Below are 26,035 nucleotides of genomic sequence, written 5' to 3'. Positions count from 1 at the left end.
ATGAACTAAATAAAACGTTAACCTTTGAGACGATCGACAAGAATATTCATCAAACTGTACAAAAGCCTTTAGAAGAACAGCAAGAAGCTCAGTACGAAGCCTTTAAACAGTATCTTGCTAAAAAAAATAGCGAACAAACCATTGATTATCGTCAAGTGCGTATCAATATCGAATCGGGGGCATTACCCACACGGGCATTTTATTTATTAAATGGACTGGCGGCAATCATTGCTGGTTTTGGTTTATTGGCCAACTCCCCTGCGGTTGTGATTGGTGCGATGCTAGTGGCGATGCTGATTGGACCTATCAGCGGTATTGCGCTAGCCATTATCGATGCGCGTTTTGCCTTACTCAAAAAATCCTTACTGACGTTATTTTCAGGCGGTGTGCTGATATATGCGATTGGTATGATATTGGGTTGGCTTTACCCAGAACAGTCACAAAGCCAAGAAATCATCGCCCGTACCGCCCCCAATACTATGGATGTGATGGTGGCTCTTGCAGGTGGTACAGCCGGTGCGTATGCCATGATTTCTCGCAATTTATCTGTTGCCGTAGTAGGAGTAGCAGTGGCGACCGCTTTGGTGCCACCGCTGACCGCTAGCGGCATATTGTTAGCAAATGGTAAATACGATTTGGCATTAGGGGCATTGATTTTGACGCTAACCAATATCTTAGCGATTCAGTTTACCAATGCACTTGTGCTCTGGGTTGCAGGGTTTCGAAGGCTTGATACGGATGCTGCAGAAGATGAAAAAGTTAAGGATTCTAAATGGCAGCAAAGCTTACTATTTATACGTCGCAATGCCGTATCCTTGGTACTTTTAATCGGGATTAGTATTTATTTAACCCTGAATTTTCAGCAAAAACTTAAACAACAAAGTTATGAAGCAGCCGTCAATAAAATTGTTAAACAATCCATTGCAAATCAGCCAAATTATGTAGTTAGCATTAGCTATGATGTGGCAGATAAAACCCCTATAAAATCGCCTACTGATACGTCTAAACCTTACCTTATTCGCGTATTATTACAAGGTTTAACAGCACCGAAACATAGTGATATCCAATCAATGGAACAAAAAATTATTGCATTATCTAAGGCGCGTTTTCCAAGTCGCCCACAAGCTAAACTGCAAGTACGATTCGTACCAGAACAAGTGATTGAAACAACGCCAATCACTAAAGATGATGTTAAACTTGATGAGGCATCACTTAGTCAGATTAAAGAGAGTAACAAGTAAGACTCAATTATGTTATTTATTGCCAAAAGGGTAAGCAATAGTGTTTATAGTGTGAATCATCAATAATACCTCTTGTTATTATTGAAAATAAAAGACCGACCTTTTAATGCGGTCTTTTGCATTCTGATATTTGGGGTCAGCACAGAATTCGAACCATATTGTACGCTAAAGAATTCAATGTTGATTTCTAGTACATTGTTTAATCCAAAAATTGGTCACTTAAACATTGGCTCACCATCAATGGTAGTAGATAGCTTTCCTTGCTGCCAATGGAGTCGTGGTGTATCTTCACTATGCAACTTTGAAGTTTGTCCCGAATGCTCAATGACAATGCCTTGTTGATCGATCACTGCAGTACCAATGACATACGTGTAAACATAGCTACTCTTAGCTTTGGCAGAGACACTAGGATTAAAGACACACTCTACAATTTGGTCGCCATACTGCATACGCATTTTCGGCTGTAGCGAAGCAATTGATACCGCACCATTGCTAATGGCAGAGTATACAGAGAATACGATTCCAACCCGACCACCTATTAATTTTGCAATGTCACTATTAATTTCGACTCTTTCAACACCAGGCTCGCTAGTGCTAGCGCCAGTAACATCACCCAAGTGTCTGATAAAAGGAAATTTTTCCAAAGCGCCCATTTGCTTTGGTGCATGTATATAATGCATTTTTTTCTCACCTTCAATCAAAATGCCTACCCTTAAATCTAAGTCATCGTTATCACTACAGCTATCACCATTATCCACCCAAATTGCTTCGACAATAAATGATGACTGCTGCTTTGTTAGATTCACTCTATGTGGGATATTAGGCTTATCAAGTGTAACCTTTGTTAACGAAACTTTGGTTGGTGTTGCGACATTCTGTGTCTGAGCTTTAGAAGCATCTAATGCAGGCGCTTGGCTCGATTCTGCAACTTCACCGCCATAATACTCAATCAGACTTGGTAAGCCACCATTAAATCCTTGACCAACTGCATTGAAGCGCCAAATACCGTCCTTTTTATAGCATTCCAATAGCATAATAGCGCGCTGCTGTTCAAACATATTGCCATCAAATGCAAAACTGGCTACTACCTGCCCCTGTAAGTTTAAGATGCTTATCTGGCTATTGCCAATTTGCGACATCATACCACGTCCGTCGATCGCTAATGTCACCATCAGATGCTCAATCTTAGTGTCTAAGGCAGATAAATTAACCTCAAACACTGAGTGTTTGTCACTGTTTTTTGTCAATTTGATAGAGTTACAAGGACTAATGGGCTGATTGTAGAAAATCATATAAGCTTCATCGCTTAATCGATTTGCATGATCTAGACCAAATATTGAGACATCAATCACAAGCGAACTTGTTATATCTACTTGTAAAGAAAATGATGAGGCATTCGGCAATATATCATTGACCTTTAATTTTTGACCGCGAATCAGCTGCATAATTAGTCCTTGTTTTTTTAATTGTTGTATTTTGTAGTGGCATAGTAAACCAAGACAGCTAATAAGAGATTATAATACCTTAAGTAGAGGAATAATCTCATGACAAAAGTTAGAAATCAATACTCAGCAGAATTTAAACTTGAACTCATTAAATTAATTGAAGAACAAGGGCAAAAAGTGCCCGATGTTGCAGGACAATACAATGTTGGCAAATCAACCTTAGAAAAATGGCTACAACGATACCGTGCAGAACAATCAGGCAAACCACTCATCACAGGTAGAGCTATCACACCCGAACAACAAGAAATCCAGCGACTTAAAAAAGAAGTCGCACAGCTTAAGCTGGAACGAGACATATTAAATAAGGAAGGATAAGCGAAGCGCTGCTTCGCCCCGACGCAAGGCGAGAGCTATGCTCGAGTGGGCCGCGGTGTACTTCGCAAGTCAGTCCAAATGAAGTACGCCTTTATTCGGGACAACCAGAACTTATGGTCTATTCGTCGCCTATGTTCTACTTTAGATGTTCATCACAGTGGGTATTATGCTTGGTTAAAAAAGCCCATTAGCAAAACCGCTAGAGAAAATCAAAAGCTATCAGGATTAATCAAACAGTTTTGGCTAGAATCGGGTGGTGTCTATGGCTATCGCAAGATTCACTATGATTTAAAAGATATTGGTGAAGCTTGTGGTGTCAATCGTGTACATCGACTGATGAAAGCAAATGGTCTTAAATCACAGCGTGGCTATCGTAAACCTCGGTCCTATGCAGGTACACCGTCTGTTGTTGCCGCGAACACGTTAGCCCGACAGTTTAATCCAATTGAGCCAAATCAATCATGGGTCACAGATATTACTTATATCCGTACACATGAAGGATGGCTATATTTAGCAGTGGTAATTGACCTGTTTTCACGTCTTGTGGTTGGCTGGTCTATGAAGTCAAGGATTGCAACAGACCTTATACTAGATGCATTATTGATGGCTTTGCTTAGAAGAAACCCTAAGAATAAAGTGCTGATTCATTCTGACCAAGGCAGTCAATATACTAGTCATGAATGGCAGACGTTTCTTAAGCATCATAATCTTGAAAGCAGTATGAGCAGACGAGGCAATTGCCATGATAATGCGGTTGCTGAAAGCTTCTTTCAGTTGCTAAAGCGTGAGAGAATCAAAAAGAAAATATATCTTTCAAGAGAGGAAGCTAAATCAGATATTTTTGAGTATATTGAGATGTTTTATAATTCTAAACGCAGACACGGTTCCATTGGTCAACGTTCTCCGTTAGAGTATGAGAAAAACCATCAACAGATGGTTATGTGTGTCTAGAATTTTGGTGGCTATTCACCCAGTACAGTTTACTTGACCACTACACCAGTTACACCAGTTATATTCTAGGTTATTACAGCCAAGTTAGACCACATAGCTTCAATATTTACTTAACACCAGTCGAGAAAGAAAAACAGTTTTTTAATCAAAATCTTTTAAAGGCTGTCTAATTAAACTTGACCACTACAACTTTGGAAAAACGGTGAGCGCTATTTAAATACCAGCTTGCAGTTTGTACATTTGGCTTTCATTGCATTATTATTGAAAAGATTGTGAACAGGTTATCAGTACAGTTCACCTCATCATTACACTTTTTGTATCTCAAATGTTCAATACAGCTAATTAATATCTCAGATCGAATTAATTTAGCAACATCCACAGTAGAAAACTTTTGTTGGTGAGCCATATTTTTTGGCATTGGTAAAGTAATTTTAAGTGAACGATCGTGCACACAAATGCTAGGTTTAACCTATTTTAATAAAGTATGGACTGATAAAATAGTTATTTAATTTATATAACACTATCAAAGATAATAGGTTTCATATGACTTCAGCCCATGATAACTCTTTTGAAAACAACTTTAATAAACCCTGGTTCGCCACTTATCAGTGCTACGGTATTTCGCCCAATATCCACATGCCTAACAAGGATACCTCTCTCATCGATATCCTTGAAAAAACGATGCAGAATCATCCTAATCGCATCGCAAGTCTCAGTATGGGTCGAGCTTTTACTTACCGCGAACTGGATTTGACCAGTCGAACCGTAGCTGCTTATTTGCAAGAGTTAGGATTAGTCAAAGGGGATAAGGTCGCGATCATGCTGCCGAACGTGATTCAATATGCAATTGTTGCAATCGCTGTATTGCGTGCAGGGCTGATATTAGTCAATGTCAATCCGCTTTATACTAGTCGCGAACTTGAGCATCAACTTCAAGATGCGGACGCCAAAGCCATTTTTATCTTAGAAAATTTTGCCCATACCTATCAAGCCATATCGCCTACCTTGGTCGAGTATGTGATTATGTGTCGCGTGGGCGATATGCTAGGTAAAGTTAAAGGCACGCTGGTTAATTTTGGAGCAAAATATATCAAAAAAATGGTACCTGATTGGCAGATTAAGCAATTTTCTTGGTTTAGCGACGTGCTTAAATCCAACCCTGCCTTGTATCAGCGTCCTGATCTGACCTTAGAAGATACCGCATTGCTGCAATATACAGGCGGTACCACAGGGGTAGCCAAAGGTGCTATGCTGACTCACGGGAACTTAATTGCTAATATTTTACAGATTGATGCCTTAGTCGACACGAGTTTTACCCAAGAAGAGCGCGAACGAGAACATGTGATATTAACCGCTTTGCCTTTATATCATGTGTTTGCCTTTACCATATGCTGCTTATACGTTTTTAGAATGGGTTACACGCAATTGTTAATTGCCAATCCACGCGATTTAGACGCCATGGTAAAAGATATTAATCGCTATTCACTGACCTTTTTTATTGGGATTAACACGTTATTTAATGCCTTGGTACATCACCCGAAATTTAGGGAAGCTGACTTTGCTAAATTAAAGGTTACGATTGCTGGCGGTATGTCAGTCAATAGTAATGTCGCTGAAGAATGGCACAGAATCACGGACACTATCATTGTTGAAGGCTATGGCTTGTCAGAATGTTCCCCTGTGGTGGCGTTTAACCCCATTCGTATTGAACATTTTACGGGCAAAATCGGGATCCCTGCTTCCTCAACGGATGTGGTATTGCTCGATGATGATGAGAGACCTGTGGCACTGGGTGAACGCGGTGAAATTGCCGTTAAAGGCCCTCAAGTCATGAAAGGCTACCACAATGCACCTACTGAAACGCTCACAGCTTTTAGTAAGACAGGCTATTTTAAAACAGGTGATATTGGGGTTATGGATGACAAAGGCTTTATTAAGCTCGTCGACCGTAAAAAAGAAATGATATTGGTTTCAGGTTTTAATGTCTATCCTAATGAAATCGAAGAAGTCATCATGCAACACCCTGATATTCTTGAATGCGGCGTTATTGGGGTGCCGAGTGATTCTAGTGGCGAAGTACCTAAAGTGTTTGCAGTTCGTAAAAATAGCCAATTAACCGAACAAGCCCTACTTAATTATGCCAAAGAGAATCTAACAGGCTACAAACGCCCACGAAAAGTCGAGTTTGTTGACAGTTTGCCCAAATCTGCGGTGGGCAAAGTGCTACGTAAGGAGTTAAGAGCGTTAGAGAAGAAGGAATAAAATAGTAGGTAGCGGTATAGGGGTCAACTAAGATTAGACAGTCTTTAAGAGATTTTGATTAAAAAACGAGGGCGTTCAGAAAACTGTGTCACGATAAATTAAAGTTTCATTACAGCATCTAATCGACCAGGGAAATGGATAGACAACTGCATCATTGTTTGTCCCCAATTGTTAATTGGCATTGTCCATTTCTCCGACGCATTTAACATACCAACATATAAAAGTTTAAGCAAGCTGGTTTCATTAGGGAAAGCCCCTTTAGTCTTAGTTAGCTTACGAAATTGGCGATGCACTGCTTCAACGGCGTTGGTCGTATAAATTGGCTTTCTGACCGCTTCGGGGTACTTAAAATAAGCAGACAGTAAATGCCATTTGTCTCGCCAAGAAGCAATCACAGCAGGGTATTTACTGCCCCAAAGCCTATCGAGTTCGTCAAGGGCTAACTCAGCAGATTCCTTATTCACTGCCTTATAGACAGGCTTTAAATCACGCATAAAGGCTTTTTGGTCACGGCTTGCCACATAACATAAGCTATTGCGAATTTGGTGAATCACACATAGTTGTACCTCGGTATTAGGAAAGATAGCCTGTATCGCTTCAGGGAAGCCTTTAAGCCCATCGACACAGGCAATCAGAATATCTTGTACGCCACGATTGTGCAAATCAGTGAGTACCGACAGCAAGTAGTTTGCGCCTGAGCAAGGAAATAGCGAAGCATCGCTTCGCCCGAGCGCAAGGCGAGAGCTATGCTCGAGTAGGCTTTCCGAGCAGTATAGCCCAATGAGTTTTTTGCGACCCTCAGTATTGAGTGCTAAAAGCGTGTAAACCGCTTTATTAACATAGCGACCTTCATCTTTGACTTTGTAGTGAATGGCATCGAGCCAGACAAACGGGTAGACACTATCGAGTGGTCGAGATTGCCATGCTTTAAGCTGAGGTATTAATTGGTCAGTAATACTGCTGATAGTGGCTTCGGATACCTCAAGCTGATAAATCTCAGCAATGTGGTCTTTGATTGCCCCATAGCTCATGCCATGCGAAAACAGCGATAGAATTCGGTTATCAATCTCAGGGGTGAGTTTGGTTTGGTGCTTCTTGACTAAGACAGGTTCAAATTCCCCATTACGGTCACGTGGTGTTTCAAGCTCAAAGCTGCCAATCGCTGATTTGACGGTCTTTTTGCTGTAGCCGTTACGGCGATTGCTACTGGGACTTTGCTCAAGGTAGCTGTCTATTTCAGCTGATAGTGCCGCTTCGGTGAGTTGCTTTATGAGCGGGGCTAGCACCCCGTCACTGCCTGTAATAGGCTTTCCTGATTGGATAGCTTTTAAGGCTTCGTTAAAGTCAAAGTTTTGCATGGTGTCATTCCTGTTTTATTTGACAGTTTATGGGAATGACACAGTTTTTTGAACACTACCTCCAAAATTAGTTGACCACTACATACATCACTTATCTTTTTCCCTTGTTCTTCTATGATTTTTATCATTTCTAGTTTGAATGCGAGTGTGCATGTTTTACGTACTTTTGTCATGAGATTAACCCTCCAATTGGGGTATTATAATCTCTTATTACCTGTCTTAACTTATTATGCCACTACAGATTGGAGGTGCCTGCCCCTTCTAGCTACAACGAAGTATGGTTTTTTAAAACTTGGTTACCTTACAATCTTGTTATTAATGGCTTTAGCCCATCCTATGCACTTATTTTGACATCGCCCACAAGGTTGATCTACCTTCAAAGGCTTATCAACATAGCCGCAATACATACAAGCATAATACTCATTTGCATTTATCTGATCGACTAATTTATATTGTTTAGGAAAAAGTGGTAAACCATAACGTACCTGGTCGTGAGGGTATAATAATAGGCTAAAATCTCCAGTGGTCTCTAACAAACCAACTCGAACTTGACCTAAATGTTCAACACCTTGCATACGCATTTCAGAAAAAAATTCATCATGTGACATCTCACCTCCTTCAATTTTCTCAAGGACCAATAGACCATCTTCTACGATATAAAGCGAAGTACCTTCTAAAAGGTCTTCAAATGGTTGGTATTTCATCATAAGCCAAGTACATAATCGATAGAGACATATTACAATGCTCATAATAAGCAATGCCTGAATTAATGGTAAATCCTTAGTAAACATAGGGTCCCCTGCGATGGACCCTAATGATAGAATGATAGTTAACTCGAATATAGAGAGCTGCCTAACACCACGCTTCCCAGTTAACCGTAGAAATAAAATGATCATGATAAACATAACAGTGACACGCACAGCAATTTCAGCAGCAAATGCCCACGTCGTATCGAGAATAAATATATTGGCCCAATCCATAGGTTCTTTTCCTACAAAGTAAATGCTTAAAAAAGTTGTCCTGTAGTGGCATAATAAACCAAGACAGCTACATCCCTTGGCAAGTAACAGGGTTCACCAACACTATTACTTGCTGATAAATTGTTACTGCTATCATGCATAATAAAACTATAGAGAAATATTAGTAAAAGTGCTGCGATTATTGCCTTAACTAAAAATTTCCAAGTCTTTGTTTTTAATGTAAATTTTTCCAAAATATAACTTGATAAGAAAGTCGGTTTAAATTTTCGCAATTTACCAACCCTGGTGAATTTATTTTTAAATTCGCCATCCACAAGAAACCGCTATCATTTTATAAAGTATTTAAAATGTTTGCCAATATACTCCCAACTATATCAGTTAAATTTATTGTTAAATAGACTAAAAAAACAAGATCAATATTTAGAACGCTACATCATTCTTGTTTTAGTTAACAATCCTTTGAAATGACACAGCGTTTCAAATACTATCTTTTCAAACTATCTCCCGAACACTCTGAATTTAGGCTGATCCGTTAATTTATTAATACTTAGGCTATTAATATTTAATAACCAACTTCTTTATTAATATTTATAGGGATTTGCATTACTATTACTACTGCTACCACCCAACGGATTTCCATTAGTCGAATACGGGTTATTACCATTCCCGAAACTCTGATTATTTGTAGGTGGCGCAGGAGGCGGCTGATAACTTTGCTGAGATTGTTGGTAGCTATTGTTTGTGATGGGCCGTGACAACTGTTGCTGCGTTGGAATACTATAGCCAGTCGGCTCTTTTTGTCGACAATAATCACCGTCGATACAATCTTCTTTATCGATCCACGTATAAAACTTGCCATTTTGATTTTTAGTTTTTTGCATTGCGTAACTACTTTCAATTGCCTTTTTTTGTTGTAAGAGCCTTTCAATATCTTGTGCAACTTGGATACGTTGTTGAATATCAGGTTTATTCACCTGATAAGTAATAATACCCGCCACTGTCACAAATAGGGTGATAAAAGCGGTCCAACCAAGTACCCAAATCCAATGTTGCTTATTAACCAGTCTATCATGATACGCTTCAACACCCTCAACGACTTGATCCGCCGACTGTTTCACTTTCTGTAGCGAATGAATGCTTAATTTGGCTTCTTTCTCAATGCGATTTTGTTGATGGTTATATTCATTAAAGATGGAATTTTCGAAGACATTACAACCATCGTTTACTTTTTTAACGCCTTGCTCTAACTCACTTAATAACCTGTTCTGACTTTGCCTGCTTACTTGTTCAACTGACTCAATGGTAGACTTAACTTTTTCAGAACCTTCCGTAAGACCTGTAGCTAGTCCATTGTCAACAGCCTTAGCAACTTGGATTTCGACCTTTTCACCCAACGCATCAAACGTGCTACTTTCAAGGTCCTTTACCACCCTATATACTTGCGTCACCGAGTCCCCGATTCTTTTAAGGTAGACATGGGTAGAACTTAATGAACCCGTCATTTCTGCCAATTTTGCTCCAAAAGATTTCGTCACTTCATTACTTAGCAGGTTATAAACACCCGAATGCACGCCTTCCGAAATCTTTCGCTCTACAGCAGATTGCGACAAATCAACAGTTTTAATTTTATCGTCCAAGCTCGTAATAATTCTTTTTGATTCTGCGTTAAACCCATCAATACTTGCGAGTAGTTTTTGCTGCTGTGATTGTTGACAGGCTTCCCATTTTTGTGTTTGCGCCTCTTGTTGAAGCCGCGCCTGAGTTTCAAGCTCAATTTTACGCTCTTCATACTGTTTAGCTTGAGCATCTTGCCACGCTTGCCACTCGAGCTGTCGTTCTTCTTCTTTCTTTATGGCCTGCTGCTTTAACATCTCAACTTGCTCATTGCGTTTCTTTTCAGCAAGTTCTAACCGCTCAAGCACACTACTAACTTTTGATAAAAGATTGGAAGCATAAGCTTGCGTATTTTCGGCATTTTCAAGTAACGCAAAAATATTTTCTTCTAACTGAGTAAATTGGCTCATTAGTGTGGACCTCTTCGATCACGACGTCGCTTCTGAGCGTGTTGCTCTTCAATCTCTCGTTGACGTTGTTGTTCTAATTGTTGTTGCTTTAATAACGCTGCTTCAGCGGCTTTTCGCTCAATCTCAGCAATCCGTTGTTGTTCTAACTGTCTTTCTAACTGCTGCTTATCAGCAAGCTCTGCTTGCTTTTTCTGCTGGGCTTCTTGTTCACGTTTTCGCTGTTGTTCACGTTCTATTTCTTGTTGGCGTATCCGCTCTTTCTGATCATTCCAAGCTTGTCGTCGTTCTTTAAAACTAGGCGTAGGCACGATATTGGATTGAGGATCGGGCAAAGACTTTGATGAACTTAAAGACGATTGTGTAAACAAATCATGAGAAGATTTAACCTCATCATTAGATAAATTTTTACCATTGATCGCGTTTAAATTTATCGGCGGTTGCAACTGATGTTTAAGAGACTTCCATTGCTTATATTTGGCTTTAAAGGCTGCCCGAACTGATTCCTCATGCTTCCTTTCTTGCTGAAAATTAATTTCATTGACAAGACTATTACCATCCAATGTTTTTCGCACCAAAACCATAGATTTACGATAATCTTGCTTGGCATTTAACCAATCTTTATAAGCATCCTTCATGCCAGGCTTAAACATATATTTCATCGGGACATTGAGAGGCTTTTGAGTTAAACCACGCTCTTTATAATTTCGCATATCGATACGAACTTCTAAGCCCGCTTGTTTTAAGTGGAGATTACAAAGCTCTTGCCAACGCATTCGCCTATCTTTTAACGCTTGCTTTCTATCCGTCCAGCTGGCATTTTTATTACTCTTCTCTGCTCCACCGCGCTCGGGATATTTCCGATTAAAGCGTTTAAAAAATTGGTCAGCACCTCGTCCAATACCATCATGAGTTCTTTCACTAAACATAAAGTGCACATGGGGTTGTTCTTTATGATCTGCGGCTAAAGGACAGTGAATCGCAAAACTATAAGGATGTTTATCACCAATCTCATTTTCTATCCATTCAACAACTAACGCTAAGCGTTGCTCTTCGGATAGTTCACGAGGCAAGGCGATAATATGCTCACGATACACACTGCCATTCTCACGCTCAAATTCATCGGATAATTGCCAAAATAGCTTTGGATTATTGTTAGCCCATTCTGGCATATTACCGTGACCCACTTTTTCAAGTTTTTCGAGTTTTTCAGCATGGGGCTTATATTTATCTTCACGTAGAATATAATTGACATGAGCTAACCCCTTGCCTTTTTTTCCTACCCGAACATTTAGTCTGCCTATTGCCATTTTTCTCTCTATTTTTTATGGTTTGCTCTTTTCCGAACCGTGTCATCAGTTTCACAGTATGTGTAATTGATGTACGGTTCGGTGGGGTTGTTAGGGGTTCACCCCTAACTGGGGATTCAAAAGGGGCTTAGTCCCTTTGCACGGTTGTTTCTGCAAATGGAGCGTTAGCGGAATTTGAGAAACTACTAACCGTGCATTCACTTCCCCAGTGAATGAAATTCGAAGCCAAAATCTATAGTTTTTATAAAAAATTTTGTTATAATCATAGAACACTGTATGGTAGAAGGCAAGTACTCCAAATGACAAATTTAACTGAAAAAGAGAATGAGTTTTTTAAAGGTCAAGTAGAAAAATTTAAAACTTTTCGAAAGCCAAACCAATCACAACAACTATTAATAGCGCTTTATGATATAGAGAACAAAAGCGAAGACGATTTTAAAAAAATTCGTGCATTATTGAATGCTGAGAAAAAATATTTGCAAGCATCAAAAGCGAATAAAGCAATTAAAGATCTACTAAAAGCAGATAAAGAAAAAGAACGCAAAGCATTAGAACATAAAAAATTTATATTAGGCGGTGGATTATGGGCCGCTATAAAGGATGATAGAAAAATTAATCAGTCTCTAAGCTATCGACAATTAATTGAGATTATGATTTCACAAAAATTACTTAATCCGTTTGATAAAGAAGGTAATAATTTGTTTTCTGAGTTTTTGATTAGTAAACAAGAGGATTTACTTTCACCCATTGAAAATCAAAGCAATTTCAACAATAACGCTAATGAATGATTCTAAGCAGAGATTTTTTTAAAGAGGATAATGGTTATATATTAGCTACGCAACGTGGTGTTTGTTTTGACTACTTACACTAAAAAGCAACGGAAGGTCATTACCCCTTTAATTTATTTATAGTTGTTTTAGCGGTTATAAAATTATAAACATGGAATGATTCATATATGCAAATTGCATTACTAATTGATGCTGATAATGTTGCGGCTAAACATATGCCAGCTGTGTTCGGTTATCTCGGTAGTATCGGCAACATTAAAATGGCTAAAGCGTTTGGTCGCGCGTCTACGTTACATAGTAAAAAATGGGTCGAGGTTATACAGACTTATGCTATAACCATTAAAGAACATCAGCATGAAGGTAATAACAGTGCCGATTTCTCTTTATCGATTCACGGTACTGAGTTATTGATTAAATACCCGCATATTGGTTGTTTTTGTATTATCTCAAGTGATGGGGACTTTATTCATTTTATTAGCCGTCTAAAAGAAAGTGATAAGAAGGTAATCGGTATCGGTAATGCCAACGCAAGTACTAAGCTTCGTCAAGCTTGTGATTCGTATGTGACATTTTCTCAAATTAAAACACCTGTATTAACCCCTACTCCGAAACCTTTATCACCTGAAGAGCGTAAAAAGCAATTAAATGCAAATCGAACTTTGCTTACAGAGATTAAATCGGTGTTAGCTGAAAAATCAAAACATAACAATTACGTCAAAATCTCTTCGATTGCAGGTATCTTAGGCAATGAACCCAGGTGCTTAAAATCTAGAGATTACGGTTATAAGTCTTGGCGCGATTTGTTTTTCGATTTGAGCTATATTGAGACTAAGATTGAGGGGTTGGGCCAGATATTGATCCGCTTAAATCAATCGAATCAAGTAGCGAAGAAGGAAAATACTCCATCTAAAACAGAGGTAAAAAACTCAGCTGTGTTAAGCACTTTAAGTAAGCCTTTAGCGAGTAGCATTTTAACGAGCATTAAGCATGCTTTCTATAGTACTAGAGCGGGTGGGATTGATGATTGGGTGAATTTTGAGACCATGCTAGCATTTTTAAAGGTGGATCCTAACTCTGCGCAGGCTACTTCCTATTTAGTCGCTGCTAGGTCATTTTTTGAGGAGCAATCAGTCGATGGTGTGATTCAATTTCGCTTTAAGAATTCGAATCGAGGTAAGTCTCGCCGTGGTAAAGCAAGTGATAATTTCCGCGTCAATCCTAACGGCTATCGCGAATCTTTTCATTATCGGCCACCACAACGACTCCCTCGAAATGAGTGGGAAAGTTGTATGGCAAATATGGGTATCCCAAGCGATGCTTGGGATTGGTATGATGATTGAATTTCATTAGAGATATGTAGTTTTGCAAATTTTTAATATTAATACCAATAATAAGAGCTTAAACTTTTAAACGAAATTTGGAGAACAATCGCACGTATTGCCTAGCTTGCAATAAATTTATCTATATCGAAGACTTAGAAGATACGAATAAAAATGATGCTTGGTTCATAATAAAACGTTAAACACCTAGCTAGTTAGCCAACGCTTACTAAAATGGACAATCATCATCACTTAATAAATTGCCTACGATTGAATTATCATGCATAAAATGATGACAATGATCACAGATGTAATTAAATAATCGGCGTTCAACTTGATATCTGGGGCCTGTCACTTTTCTACCGATATTGCATTCCTGACAAACAATATTTTTATCATAAACGTTCACTTTTTGTGTGATAGTTACTAGCTGATTGATGTCTATATTGTAATAGTGACAGATGTGACAAATGTGATCGAGTCGGTTATTGAATTGATCTAATGGCAGTTCAAAATAGTCCCGACAAATCATTAATTCACAGTCAGTTAAATCGGTTTTCTTGACATAATGTAAATTCATTTTGTGCTCCATTTGGTTATGCATAGGCAGGATCAATAGCTAATAGCTGTTGTTTTAAAGTACGATAGTTACTGTCAAAGTCACCTGTATCTATTTCAGTAAATTTTTCATTGACCCAACGCTTGATAGCTGTGTGATTGTCACAGGCTTTAGTCAATTTAAGATGAAAATAGAGGTCACCACAGTATGGGATATAAAGGTTTTGAATAAGCGCTCGGGAAAGGCTATCAATTCGCATTTTGGTTTGTTTTTGAAGGGTGATTTCATCTATTAATTGTTCGATAGTCGGCTGATTAATCATTTTTCTTTCTCCTTATTGGATAAGCTTTGTTATGCATACTTAAACTATGTAATAATAGTCACTATTGATGGAATTATTTCTTTTTAAGAGAATTATTTATCATTAGTGGGAATTATAAAGCATAGTCATCCCACTAGCAATAACTTTTTTATTTTTTATGGGAATTTTTATGATTAAGCTTAATTTACCTGTTTTATTTGCTCAAAAAGGCATCAGAGTAGCTGATGCCGATAGACTGACAGATATGGGACGTTCTACACTTTATAGGCTTTACAATAATGAAGTAACTAGAATTGACTTTGATTCTTTGAATAGATTATGCAAGCTGTTAGACTGCAAACCTGGCGATATAATTCTTTACGAAGAAGACGCCCAAATTAATGATAAACAAAAAGAGCAAGCAAACTGATTGGTTTGCTCTTTTTTAACGTAACTAAGTTTAAAAAAAGAAATTAGGACTTTTGCCGATCAAGAAGTTCCTGTATTTTGTGAAAAGTCATCGCTTGTTTGGGGTCTTTGAGCATTACTTTCCAATCTTCGAAAATTTCAGGATAGTCTCGACGATCATTAGGTGACATTTTACCAGTGTTGGCATCGATGAACTCTTTTTGATAGACAGCGAGTTTCTTGATTTGAGCATCGCTTAAGCCTTTGGTTTGCCATCCAAATACTTTTTTATCTCCCATAGCAGCAGCATCATTTTTCGCCGACATATTTTCTTCTAGTTGTTCCTTCTTGACACTTGAATCATAGAAACTAAATAGTAGCTCTGTCACCCTTTTCCCAGTTTTTTTCTGTTCATAATTGATTCTAAGCGGCGTATTCGATTCAACATCTTTAATTGCCTTATCGATTACATTCCTTTTGAATTCTGCAATTGGCAAATAAGTATCCTTACAATTAAATTTTTCTCGTAGGAATTCTATTTCATAAGATTTGCTTTTGAATAACTGGTGCATACAGCTTGATATTAATTCAAATAAGATAATGCCATGGCTACCTAAATTAGCAATGTGGTTACGCTCATATTTGGTAAAAGGATTGGATTTATCAAATACCGTGAGCATTTGTATCACTTCATCAAGCAGCGATACTTCCACCATACCTTCTTGATCTTTATATTCTGCTGTACCAATCCAAGAAACGCCTTTTAAATTAGCTTTTTTATTAGCCCTAAAATTCCAATAATAAAAAACTTTACCATGAATACTTTTAGAAATTTTCTTTAACTTCTCATAGACACGTTTTTCAGCAATGTCATATTCTTTTGCAAAATCTTTTGCTACTACAGTAAAGTTACGTTGGTGTGGATTGATATCTACCGCTTTTCGCACCAATGGGGATAGGAATATAACAAATCTTCTTTCATCCCGATTAAGATCGCTAATTGCATTTAATAAACGATTTTGCAATACAATCCAGTTTTCACCATAAATTTTTGAAATTTTGTCATTATCGCTAGTAGCATTTTCACTAACATATAACTCGTTTAACTTGATAGACTCTGTAGGCGCTAATGATGCCTCCTCTATCTCCAAGTCTAATGACAGTGAATCCAAGTTTTCTCTTTGCAAAATAATTTGATTATTTTTAGCAATAATTTCAAAGTCAAAATTTGGTTTTTCATATTCTAGTGGTTGTATTATTTGAATAGTCGCATCAGGATCATTGTGAATAACACGAATATAGCGAATTAAATTTTCTACTTCCTCTTGAGTTAATATTTTACCCACTTCTACCGTATAAGTATTACCTATAGCTTCCCTCAAATTATTTTGAAATTCTTTAAATTCTTCTGGCGTCATATCTCCTGTCGGCATTTTTTCATCTCCAAATCGAATATATTTTCTATAATATTATATATGTAATTTCTACGTTTATAAATACATATATACCCCAAATTTCTACATGTTAAACCCCAAATTTCTACATGCTTACCCCAAATTTCTACATGTTAAACCCCAAATTTCTACATGTTTACCCCATTTTTTTACATACATCTTCTTAAAAAAACTTCACCTAGACCAGTCGTACCAATGGCTACAGCGTTTTTTATTTTTTCGACAAAAGCTTTAAAAAGAAGAAAGCTTTAAAAAAGCAAAAAGGAAATTTTTTTTGAAAGATGTAAATTATTGGGGTAAATTTTATAGACAGGCGTACTTTCTGAGCATTAAGATTGAAAAATACGTTAACTGTGTAAAATTTTGGGGTTAAACCCAGTCAATTTACATATTTTAAAATTCAGTGTTAACCAATCATGAATTATATAGCGCTAAAATCGCATAGGATGCGTTTTAACAGGCTACTGGAATTAAAATGGTACTTAGGTAGCCAATCGATAGTAAAAGCTGTTAAAACGCTTAAATTTTGTAAATTTATTTTTTGAACATAACTATAGGTTTTGAAGGTGTATTTTTTTGGGGTAAAGATTTAAGGTGTTTAAGAAATAGCTGTAAAATTCTGGGGTATGCAATAAGATGTAAAAATTCGGGGTTTGTAAGTAAGAGGTATAAATAACAAGTGTAAAAATTTGGGTAGATTAAATTAATACGATTGTCTCTGAAGTTTTTTACCTATATACTTACATAAGTACATAATCTTTTAAGGATATAAGTATGAAAGTGATTGCAGTGTTAAACCAAAAAGGTGGCAGTGGCAAAACCACCATCGCCACCCACTTAGCCAGAGCCTTACAGCTACAAGGTAGTAGTGTATTATTAGTCGATAGTGATAAGCAAGGTTCTGCAAGGGATTGGAGTGCAGTTAATGAAAGCAATCCTGTAACTGTTATTGGACTGGATCGCCCTACTCTAGATAGAGATTTGAAGAATATCTCTGATAAAGATTTTGTAGTCATTGATGGTTCGCCGCAAGCAACTGATCTTGCAGTGTCTGCTATTAAAGCAGCAGATTTTGTGCTGATTCCTGTGCAACCGTCACCTTATGACATTTGGGCAACCAGTGATTTGGTGGATTTGGTTAAGCAACGTATTGAGATGACCGATAATAAGCTCAAATCAGCGTTTGTGGTGTCTCGTGCCATTAAAAACACTAGAATCAGCGGTGAGGTATCAGAAGTACTAACGGAGTATGGCTTGCCTGTATTAGATGCCAAAATCGTCCAGCGTATTGCCTATCCTAACAGCGCAGCAATTGGTAAAACGGTATTTGAGACGGAAAGCAAAAACAGCGATGCGGTGGCAGAGATGAATGCCCTAGCTACTGAAGTTAAAAGCTATTTGGAGTAAGGAGTAGAGAATGAGTAATTTAATGGCAGGCAGACCGAGTCAAAAAAAAGCCGAGCAAGAACTCAGCTTGTCAGACGTAACAGATGTTGAACCCAAAAAAATCAAAGCCAATTTTAATATCGATGAAGATTTATATATTAAGCTCAAGCAACACGCGTTAGACAGCCGTAAAACCGTGACACAGATTTTAATTGAGTTAATCGAGCAAACGGTAAATAAACGATAATAGGTAAATACTTATTTACTTGAATAAGTACGAAATAATTTTTAATAGATGTAAGAATTCGGGGTTGAGATTTTGAGTTTTATTACATGTAGAAATTCGGGGTCACAAGTTCAATTTTAATTATAAGCAAGGTAGAATTTTTGTAAGTATATAAGTATTTATATCAATACTTATATAAGCAAATATTTACTTTTTTTGAGGTAAGAATGGCATTTAATCAGGCGCAATTTTTTGATGGACTTGAAACAATCACACAAGCGATTGCAAATGGTCAGCAACCGCAAAGCAAGTTTATTTTAGATTTTTTGGCATTACTTGATATTTCAAAAACGACCCTGAACGATATAAAAAGCCAAAACACCCGTACCAATATCGCCAAACACCCAGAGCTTGGCGAAGTCGCCCTAAAACAGAAAATCTATTTTAAACCTGTGGGCAAAAACTATGGCGATTTGTTGTCCGATAGTGGTTTAACCGGCAGTGAGCAACTCGAAAATGCCCTACAAACGCTCAAAACTGACCCACTCATTAAAACCCACAAGATCCGCCTACTTATCGTCACCGATTTTCAGACGTTATTGGCTTACGATATCAAAACCGATGATACGCTCGATGTTGAGTTTGTCGAGTTGGATAAAGATTATGCGTTCTTTTTGCCCTTGGTGGGGCTAGAGCGTGCCAAAGATTTTAGCGAGCACCCTGCTGATGTCAAAGCATCCGAGAAAATGGGGCGGTTGTTTGATTTTATCAAGCGATATAACGAGTTTGACACCAAAGACGATATCCATGCGTTAAATATTTTTTTAACCCGTTTGCTGTTTTGTTTTTTTGCCGAAGATACGGGGATTTTTGACAAAGACAGTTTTTGCCAAACGTTACAAGCCACGACACAGGCGGACGGCTCGGATACCAATACCTTTTTGCAAGACCTGTTTGAAGTGCTCGATTTGCCGATGGATAGCCCACAGCGAGCAAACAAGCCTAGCCATTTGACCAAGTTCCCCTATGTCAATGGCGAATTGTTCCGTGAGCAATATTGGATACCTGAGTTTAACGCTCGCACTCGACGGATTTTGCTTGATTGTGCACGGATGAATTGGGCAGAGATTAACCCCGATATTTTCGGCTCGATGTTCCAAGCGGTGATTGATACCCAGCAACGGGGTAATTTGGGGCAGCACTACACGTCAGTTAGCAATATCATGAAAGTGATCGAGCCGCTCTTTTTGCAAGGTTTGAGAGCAGAATATGAGCAATTGACTAGCCTAAGCAATGATAATGCCCACAAAAACCGAAAAGCCAAACGCTTAGATGAGCTATTAACCCGTTTAGGCAATATCAAAGTATTTGACCCTGCGTGTGGCTCGGGCAATTTTTTGATTATTGCCTATAAAGAATTGCGAATGCTTGAAATCAAGGTATGGCAAGCCAAATTGGACATGATGAAAGGCAATAGCCAAAATCTGTCATGGGACTTTGGGTTTGACAGTGTGGTTAGTTTGGACAATTTTTTTGGCATTGAGATTGATGATTTTGCGGTACAGATTGCTCGCTTGTCGCTGTGGCTTGCCGAACATCAGATGAATGTCAAATTCCGTGAAGCCTTTGGGCAAAGTCGTGCCACGCTACCCCTTAAAGACAGCGGTCATATCGTGCATGGCAATAGCTTGCGACTCGATTGGCAAGCAGTGTGCCCCAATGACGGTGAGCAAGAAATTTATGTGGTGGGCAATCCGCCGTTCGGTGGTTCGGGCAATCGCACGGATGAGCAAACCGCTAATATGGAAAAGGTATTTGTCGGGTTTAAAAAGTTCAAATTTTTGGATTTTGTCACCGCTTGGTTTTGGAAAGGGGCGAATTATCTCAAAGATAGCCATGATAAAGGCAGTCAAGCCAAAATGGCATTGGTTTCGACCAATTCGATAGCCCAAGGTGAGCAAGTGGCAATGTTGTTCCCGTATATTTTTGGGTTGGGCGTTGGGATTGGTTTTGCGTATCAATCGTTTCCGTGGAAAAATAATGCCAAGCACAATGCAGGCGTTCATGTGGTGATTATTGGGCTTGAGATGATGAATGAGGGGCAAAAGACGATTTATTCACAGGTGGATGGGATTTGGCATAGTGAAAAGGTCAAAAATATCAGCCCGTATCTTATCGCTGGGTCGAATGTTGCGGTAGAAAGTCGATCGAACCCAATACAAATTGATAGAAAAGTAATATTAAGAGGAAGTCAGCCTAATGATGGTGGAAATTTTTTTCTTACTGACCAAGAGAGGGTAAAATTAATTTCTGAAAATAATAATCTAGAGAAATTTATTAGACCATTTATCATGGGAGAAGAATTAATAAATGGCGGTTTTAGATGGTGTTTATGGCTTTCAGATATAACAGAGAAAGAATATGAAGAATTTAACAAAATAGATGTTTTTAGAGAAAAACTAAACTTAGTTAAAGGGCATAGATTAGCGAGTAAAAAGTTGGCAACCCAGAAATTAGCTGAAACGCCACATTTATTTGACGAAATAAAACAACCAAAATCAAATTATATTGCAATTCCTGTTGTTTCGAGTCAGAGAAGGAAATATATACCTATTGATTTGAAAAAAGAGAATATTATTGCAGGAAATAAGATTTTTGTGTTGGAAAATGGATCAACTTTTGAATTTGGAATTTTAACATCGTCGGCTCATAATGACTGGATGCGTTTAAGTTGTGGAAGAATGAAAAGCGACTACAGTTATTCAGGTACGATTGTTTACAACACATTCCCTTTCCCCACCGTCACCGATGAGCAAAAAAAGCACATCGAACACTTAGCCGAAGAAATCCTACTCACCCGTGAAGACTTCGCAGGCGAAACCTTAGCCAAACTCTACGACCCAGATACCATGCCAGAGCCGCTTAAAATCGCCCACCAAAACCTAGACGATGCCGTGGACAAACTCTACAACCCCAAAGGCTTTGCCGATACTGCAAGTCGTTTGGCTTATCTACTCGAACGCTACGAAAGCCTAATCAATACCGAAAAAAAGCAAGCCATTGACAACAAAGCCAAAAAGAAAAAGAGTAAATAATTAAATAAGTATTTAAGTAAATATATTTATAATTATTTATATATTTACTTATATACTCATCATATAAATAGCTTGCTTTTATCAATTGTCAGCCTTAAGCAGTTGTACTATACTTAACGTATAACTAACGTATAAAGGATTAATAGTATGACCGCTGTTACCTATAATATTCGACTTGACCAAGAACTGCGTGATGAGGCGTTTGCAGTATTAGATAGCTATGGTTTGACACCTTCACAAGCCATCAAGCTATTTTTAAAACAAGTTGCCAAAACTCGCACCGTGCCATTGACCTTTGATTATCAAAAAGAGTATCAATTAAGCCCACAAGGTGAAAATCTACTACGCCAAACCATTCAAGAATTTGAAAATGGCGAATATGAAACATTTACCACGGTTGATGATTTTAATAAGTCAGTGGCGGAGCTCGCTAAGTGAAACGTAAAATCTCGATTGCTAAAAGCTTTAAAAAAGACATGGCAAAACAAGTCATACACTTAGCCACCGCAGAATGGGCGGAAGTATTAAATTGTTTGGTACAAAAAATCCAACTACCAGAAAAATACCGTGACCATGCCTTGACGGGTAACTTCAAAGGCTATCGAGATTGCCACGTAAAGCCAGATTTGGTATTGGTGTATAAACTCCATGATGATGAAGTCGAACTGCACCATCTCAAAACGCATTCGGAACTATTTGGATAAATTTATACTTATTTAGGTATTTACTTGAATAAGTATATAAGTATATTTGACAGTTTAATAGGAATAATAGTTGGCGACACTGTCGCAAAAATCGAATCGCTGAAAATTAAATAAGCCAAAGTTACCGTGATAATCGTGAGTATTTACCTAAATAAGTATAGATGTATTTACTTATAAACTTATAAAAATATATAAGTAAATACTTAAATAATTACTTATAGTTAGGGAGAACCATGAGCAAAACTGTTGAACTACTTAATCAAACCTACGCCCAAACAGGCAACAGCACCACCATGAATGACATGGGTATGCGTGAAATGCAGTCGCGTGCCTTTGCCAAACGCCAAAGCCAATACCTGCTTATTAAATCCCCACCTGCGTCGGGCAAATCTCGAGCCATGATGTTTTTGGCACTCGATAAACTCATTCATCAAGGCATAAAAAAAGTCATTGTCGCTGTTCCTGAAATGAGCATTGGCAAATCCTTTAAATCAACGGCATTAAGTCAGTATGGATTTTTTGCCGATTGGAAAGTCGAAGATAAATACAACCTTTGCCTCAATAACTATCAAAGCGACAATAGCAAAACCGAGATTTTTAGCGAGTTTTTGCATGGGGTAGGGGAAGATGTTCCCAAGATATTGGTGTGTACCCATCATAGTTTGCGTTATGGTTATGACAAAGTGGCGGATGTCAGTTTATTCAATGATGTGTTACTTGGTATTGATGAATTTCATCATGTATCAGCAGGCGATAATAACCGCCTTGGGGCAATCATTGATGAAATCATGAACCAATCAAACGCGCATATCGTGGCAATGACAGGCTCGTATTTTCGGGGCGATGCTGTGCCGATTTTGCTCGAGAAAGACGAAGAAAAATTTGATAAGGTCACTTATACCTATTATGAACAGCTCAATGGCTATAATTATCTAAAATCATTAAGCCTAAACTACTGCTTTTATACCGATTCCTTTTTTGATGCTTTGCCAGATTGCCTAGATACGCATCTTAAAACCATTATTCACATTCCAAACGTCAACGCCATAGCCGCAGAAACCGATAAATATGAAACAGTCAGAAAAATCATTGGCTATATTGGGGAAACAGTAAATGTCGATACAGCGACAGGAATTTTGACCGTCAAAACCAATGACGGCAGACTCCTCAAAGTCGCTGACTTGGTTAATGACGATGCAACACGGGTCAAAACGCAAGATTATTTAGCCAATATCAATGATCGTGATGATATGGATATCATTATCGCTCTGGGTATGGCAAAGGAAGGCTTTGACTGGGTATATTGTGAGCATGTTTTGACCATTGGCTATCGTGGCTCAATGACAGAGGTGATACAAATCATTGGTCGAGCGACACGAGATGTGGCAGGAAAAACACATGCCCAATTTACCAACCTCATCGCTATGCCCGAAGCCAGTCAAGCTGAGGTCACCAATGCGGTTAATGATATGCTGAAAGCCATTTCATTATCACTATTGATGGAGCAAGTCTTAGCCCCGAATGTCAATTTTAAACCCAGAAGTGAAGTCAAACCTGATGAAGTATTACCGATTGGGACTATTATCATTGAAGACAGTGTTAATCCGCCATCAAAACGGGCTTTGCAAATTCTGAATCAAGATAGCAATGAAATCATCGCCGAAATTAGCCAAAATACCCAGTTAGCCAAACAATATATTCAAGCCACGCCTGATTTTAAGAATGGTTTAGACGCTGATGAACAAGCCGAACTTATCTCAGACACGGTATTGCCGACTATGCTTCGTATTCGTTATCCATACTTGGATGATGATGAAATCGGACAAGTCCAGCAAGGGGTGATGACGAAATTGCTGATTAATAATAGTGGTGGAATAGTTGAAATTAACCAAATCCCAGACGATGCCGAAATTGAAGGCGAGCGGCAATTTACCCAGCAAAATGGCAAATATATTGATATCACCCATTTACCAGCTGCTCAAAGGGAATCGCTTGACCCGGTCAATATCGTCAAAGAACGACATTTACCGTATAACGTCACGATTTTTGACCCAACTACCAATCAAGATAGCCGACGAACGACGAATACCACCAATGAACAGTTTGTCAAAATTGGCAAAAAATTCATCAATGTGGCTGATTTGCCTATTAATCTCATTAATGCGGTCAATCCATTCCAACGCGGTTATGAGGTATTGTCCAAAAATCTTGATAGCCAAGCACTGCATACTATCAATGAGGTTGTGCTGGCGACACGCTCGACTATGACCGAGCAAGAAGCGTTTGGATTGTGGGAGCGTATAAATGATTTTATTGCTCGTACAGGCAATGAACCCAATCGCAATAGCAACGACGCTCATGAAGTCCGTATGGCGGAAGCGTTAAACTTTATCCGTATCAAAGTTGCAGAACAAAGAAACAGCCAGTCAAATAGTGAAGCACAAAATAATGGATAGGGCTAAATCATGAATTTGAATGCTCGCAACCAACAACAAAAAAGCCGTCCGTATCAATCGTTGGCAGACATTTTAGCAAATGATAACAATGGCTTACTGGCTAATATCATTGCCAGACCAACGCTAAGTATTGATGATAACTTGGTCAGCCAGTTTCAAGAAATTAATGAATTTGTTAAACAACATGGACACTCACCTAGCGAGCAAAATCCCAAGTCTAACGGATTCGAAGAGAAAAAGTTAGCTAGGCGATTGGCTTCTTTAAAGCAGGACACTGAAAAAGTAGATATATTAAAACCCTATGATAACTTCGGTTTGCTAACTGAATTAAAGCCGAATCCTAATGCTGAACCTTTGAAGCAAACGCAAGTCAAACAAACCCCAACGTCAATTGACGATATTTTACGCATGGATAGTCAAGGTTTACTAGCACAATTAGGCGGTATTGATAGCAGTTTATTGGCTCATACTGACAATCGATCGATTTTGGATAGAGCAAGCCCTGACCAGTTTAGCGATGAGCTGGTGGCAAAACGTAAAATATGTGAAGACTTTGACAAATTCTCGCCTATTTTCTCCTTAATTCATGAAGCGATGCGAACCAAGCAATACCATAAGGCCGCATTTTCTTCGGTCAAGGATATTAGAGAAGGCAGTGTTTTTGTATTAAATGGTCTAGTCTGTTATGTCGCTAGTATTTACCAAGCCGAAACCCGCAAGAATGAACGCAACCAACAACGACTACGTCTGATTTTTGCTAATGGCACAGAATCCAATATGCTAATACGTTCATTGGCGTCCGCTCAATATCGTCATGATGCTGATAGCTATCAAGTAGTAATTACTGCCCCAGAATGGCAAAATCTGGATTTGCTCAGTGGTTTTGCTGATACACCTACACATGATATGGCAAATCTGCAAAATCAAAATGGCAGAAAACTGACAGGTATCGTCTATGTGGCAAAATTAAAAAAACCACGAATTGAATTAGCGAAGTATAGCAACTTGCATAAAATTGGCTTTAGTAAAAATAGAGGTGAGCTACGAGCTAAAAGCTCACAAATGGATGCCACCTTTTTATTCTCTGAGGTGGATATTATTGCAGAATGGGCGTTGTATGATAGTAACCCGCAACAGGTTGAGTATCGGTTGCACCAATTCTTCCATAATCAACGATTAAATATGACATTAAAAGTGGGAAGTCAGGAATACAAACCCAATGAATGGTTTGATGTGGATATCGTCAATATCGAAAAAGCCTTGCAATTGATTTTTCAGGGCAAAATCAATCAATATCAATTTGACAGTGCTTCTAAAACAGTTTTACCATTTGTAAATACTTAAATACTTAAATACTTAAATACTTAAATACTTAAATACTTAAATACTTAAATAC

General features: G+C 38.3%; 19 protein-coding genes and 3 pseudogenes. 14 read left to right on the top strand and 8 right to left on the bottom strand.

All coding sequences use genetic code 11. From position 1 onward, the window contains the following. Positions 1 to 35: 35 nt before the first annotated feature. Positions 36 to 1,241: pseudogene (locus tag RT422_RS10785) on the top strand (DUF389 domain-containing protein); the annotation flags it as partial. A gap of 215 nt (positions 1,242 to 1,456) precedes the next feature. On the opposite strand, the gene RT422_RS10780 reads toward RT422_RS10785, so the two are convergent. Further along, positions 1,457 to 2,686: a TerD family protein gene (locus RT422_RS10780; protein ID WP_219300744.1), complete on the bottom strand. Its 1,230-nt coding sequence runs from the start codon at positions 2,684 to 2,686 to the stop codon at positions 1,457 to 1,459. A 99-nt stretch (positions 2,687 to 2,785) separates the two neighbouring features. On the opposite strand from RT422_RS10780, the pseudogene RT422_RS10775 reads away from it, so the two are divergent. From RT422_RS10775 to RT422_RS10765, 3 genes and pseudogenes are all read left to right on the top strand, one after another. Further along, positions 2,786 to 4,012: pseudogene (locus tag RT422_RS10775) on the top strand (IS3 family transposase). A gap of 186 nt (positions 4,013 to 4,198) precedes the next feature. Further along, positions 4,199 to 4,288: pseudogene (locus tag RT422_RS10770) on the top strand (IS5/IS1182 family transposase); the annotation flags it as partial. 267 nt (positions 4,289 to 4,555) lie between these two features. Next, positions 4,556 to 6,274, top strand: coding sequence for an AMP-binding protein (locus tag RT422_RS10765; RefSeq protein WP_095356901.1), 1,719 nt, complete (start codon positions 4,556 to 4,558; stop codon positions 6,272 to 6,274). A gap of 98 nt (positions 6,275 to 6,372) precedes the next feature. On the opposite strand, the gene RT422_RS10760 is transcribed toward RT422_RS10765, so the two are convergent. The 5 genes from RT422_RS10760 to RT422_RS10740 form a co-directional block, all read right to left on the bottom strand. Continuing rightward, positions 6,373 to 7,632, bottom strand: a complete 1,260-nt coding sequence (locus RT422_RS10760) for an IS256 family transposase (RefSeq protein WP_313422251.1) — start codon at positions 7,630 to 7,632, stop codon at positions 6,373 to 6,375. Between the two features lie 296 nt (positions 7,633 to 7,928). After that, on the bottom strand, positions 7,929 to 8,612 hold the full coding sequence (locus tag RT422_RS10755; protein ID WP_284035279.1) for a DUF421 domain-containing protein: 684 nt from the start codon (positions 8,610 to 8,612) through the stop codon (positions 7,929 to 7,931). 26 nt (positions 8,613 to 8,638) lie between these two features. Beyond that, a complete protein-coding gene (locus RT422_RS10750; protein WP_284035278.1) occupies positions 8,639 to 8,926 on the bottom strand; it encodes a hypothetical protein in 288 nt (95 codons plus the stop codon). Between the two features lie 267 nt (positions 8,927 to 9,193). Beyond that, positions 9,194 to 10,636 (bottom strand): hypothetical protein, encoded by a 1,443-nt coding sequence (locus RT422_RS10745; RefSeq protein WP_313422249.1) that lies wholly within the window; start codon positions 10,634 to 10,636, stop codon positions 9,194 to 9,196. Next, positions 10,636 to 11,943 (bottom strand): MobA/MobL family protein, encoded by a 1,308-nt coding sequence (locus RT422_RS10740; RefSeq protein WP_284035276.1) that lies wholly within the window; start codon positions 11,941 to 11,943, stop codon positions 10,636 to 10,638. The genes RT422_RS10745 and RT422_RS10740 overlap by 1 nt, the downstream gene beginning before the upstream one ends. A 299-nt stretch (positions 11,944 to 12,242) precedes the next feature. Here RT422_RS10740 and RT422_RS10735 point away from each other — a divergent pair, with 299 nt between their 5' ends. Both RT422_RS10735 and RT422_RS10730 read left to right on the top strand, forming a co-directional pair. Next, entirely contained in the window at positions 12,243 to 12,731 is a 489-nt protein-coding gene (locus RT422_RS10735) for a hypothetical protein (RefSeq protein ID WP_284035275.1), read from the top strand. A gap of 167 nt (positions 12,732 to 12,898) precedes the next feature. Further along, entirely contained in the window at positions 12,899 to 14,071 is a 1,173-nt protein-coding gene (locus RT422_RS10730) for an NYN domain-containing protein (RefSeq protein WP_284035274.1), read from the top strand. A gap of 575 nt (positions 14,072 to 14,646) precedes the next feature. Here RT422_RS10730 and RT422_RS10725 read toward each other — a convergent pair. Then, positions 14,647 to 14,931, bottom strand: a complete 285-nt coding sequence (locus RT422_RS10725; protein ID WP_100271355.1) for a hypothetical protein — start codon at positions 14,929 to 14,931, stop codon at positions 14,647 to 14,649. 169 nt (positions 14,932 to 15,100) lie between these two features. Here RT422_RS10725 and RT422_RS10720 point away from each other — a divergent pair, with 169 nt between their 5' ends. Further along, positions 15,101 to 15,340, top strand: a complete 240-nt coding sequence (locus RT422_RS10720) for a helix-turn-helix transcriptional regulator (RefSeq protein ID WP_284035273.1) — start codon at positions 15,101 to 15,103, stop codon at positions 15,338 to 15,340. Positions 15,341 to 15,383: 43 nt separating this feature from the next. On the opposite strand, the gene RT422_RS10715 is transcribed toward RT422_RS10720, so the two are convergent. After that, a complete protein-coding gene (locus RT422_RS10715; protein WP_284035272.1) occupies positions 15,384 to 16,751 on the bottom strand; it encodes a replication initiation protein in 1,368 nt (455 codons plus the stop codon). 795 nt (positions 16,752 to 17,546) lie between these two features. Between RT422_RS10715 and parA the strand changes: the two genes are divergently transcribed. The 7 genes from parA to RT422_RS10680 all read left to right on the top strand — a co-directional run bounded on the left by parA (position 17,547) and on the right by RT422_RS10680 (position 25,983). After that, positions 17,547 to 18,179 (top strand): ParA family partition ATPase, encoded by a 633-nt coding sequence (parA, locus tag RT422_RS10710; protein WP_313422245.1) that lies wholly within the window; start codon positions 17,547 to 17,549, stop codon positions 18,177 to 18,179. A 10-nt stretch (positions 18,180 to 18,189) separates the two neighbouring features. Then, positions 18,190 to 18,405, top strand: coding sequence for a hypothetical protein (locus RT422_RS10705; RefSeq protein ID WP_036590400.1), 216 nt, complete (start codon positions 18,190 to 18,192; stop codon positions 18,403 to 18,405). Between the two features lie 206 nt (positions 18,406 to 18,611). Further along, entirely contained in the window at positions 18,612 to 21,479 is a 2,868-nt protein-coding gene (locus tag RT422_RS10700; protein ID WP_313422244.1) for a DNA methyltransferase, read from the top strand. A 147-nt stretch (positions 21,480 to 21,626) separates the two neighbouring features. Beyond that, positions 21,627 to 21,917 (top strand): type II toxin-antitoxin system RelB/DinJ family antitoxin, encoded by a 291-nt coding sequence (locus tag RT422_RS10695; RefSeq protein WP_060996076.1) that lies wholly within the window; start codon positions 21,627 to 21,629, stop codon positions 21,915 to 21,917. Then, positions 21,914 to 22,183 carry a type II toxin-antitoxin system YafQ family toxin gene (locus RT422_RS10690; protein WP_313422241.1) on the top strand — a complete coding sequence of 90 codons (270 nt, stop codon included), beginning with the start codon at positions 21,914 to 21,916 and terminating at the stop codon, positions 22,181 to 22,183. Before RT422_RS10695 ends, RT422_RS10690 begins: the two co-directional genes overlap by 4 nt. A 233-nt stretch (positions 22,184 to 22,416) precedes the next feature. Continuing rightward, a complete protein-coding gene (locus tag RT422_RS10685; protein ID WP_284035269.1) occupies positions 22,417 to 24,639 on the top strand; it encodes a DEAD/DEAH box helicase family protein in 2,223 nt (740 codons plus the stop codon). 9 nt (positions 24,640 to 24,648) lie between these two features. Next, positions 24,649 to 25,983, top strand: a complete 1,335-nt coding sequence (locus RT422_RS10680) for a GIY-YIG nuclease family protein (protein ID WP_284035268.1) — start codon at positions 24,649 to 24,651, stop codon at positions 25,981 to 25,983. The last annotated feature ends 52 nt before the right edge of the window (positions 25,984 to 26,035 follow it).

It is taken from the genome of Moraxella sp. CTOTU49803, assembly GCF_032097965.1.
Lineage (GTDB): Bacteria > Pseudomonadota > Gammaproteobacteria > Pseudomonadales > Moraxellaceae > Faucicola > Faucicola tetraodonis.
The sequence above is the reverse complement of the archived record's forward strand: the minus strand, read 5'-3'. Positions and strand labels throughout refer to the sequence as shown.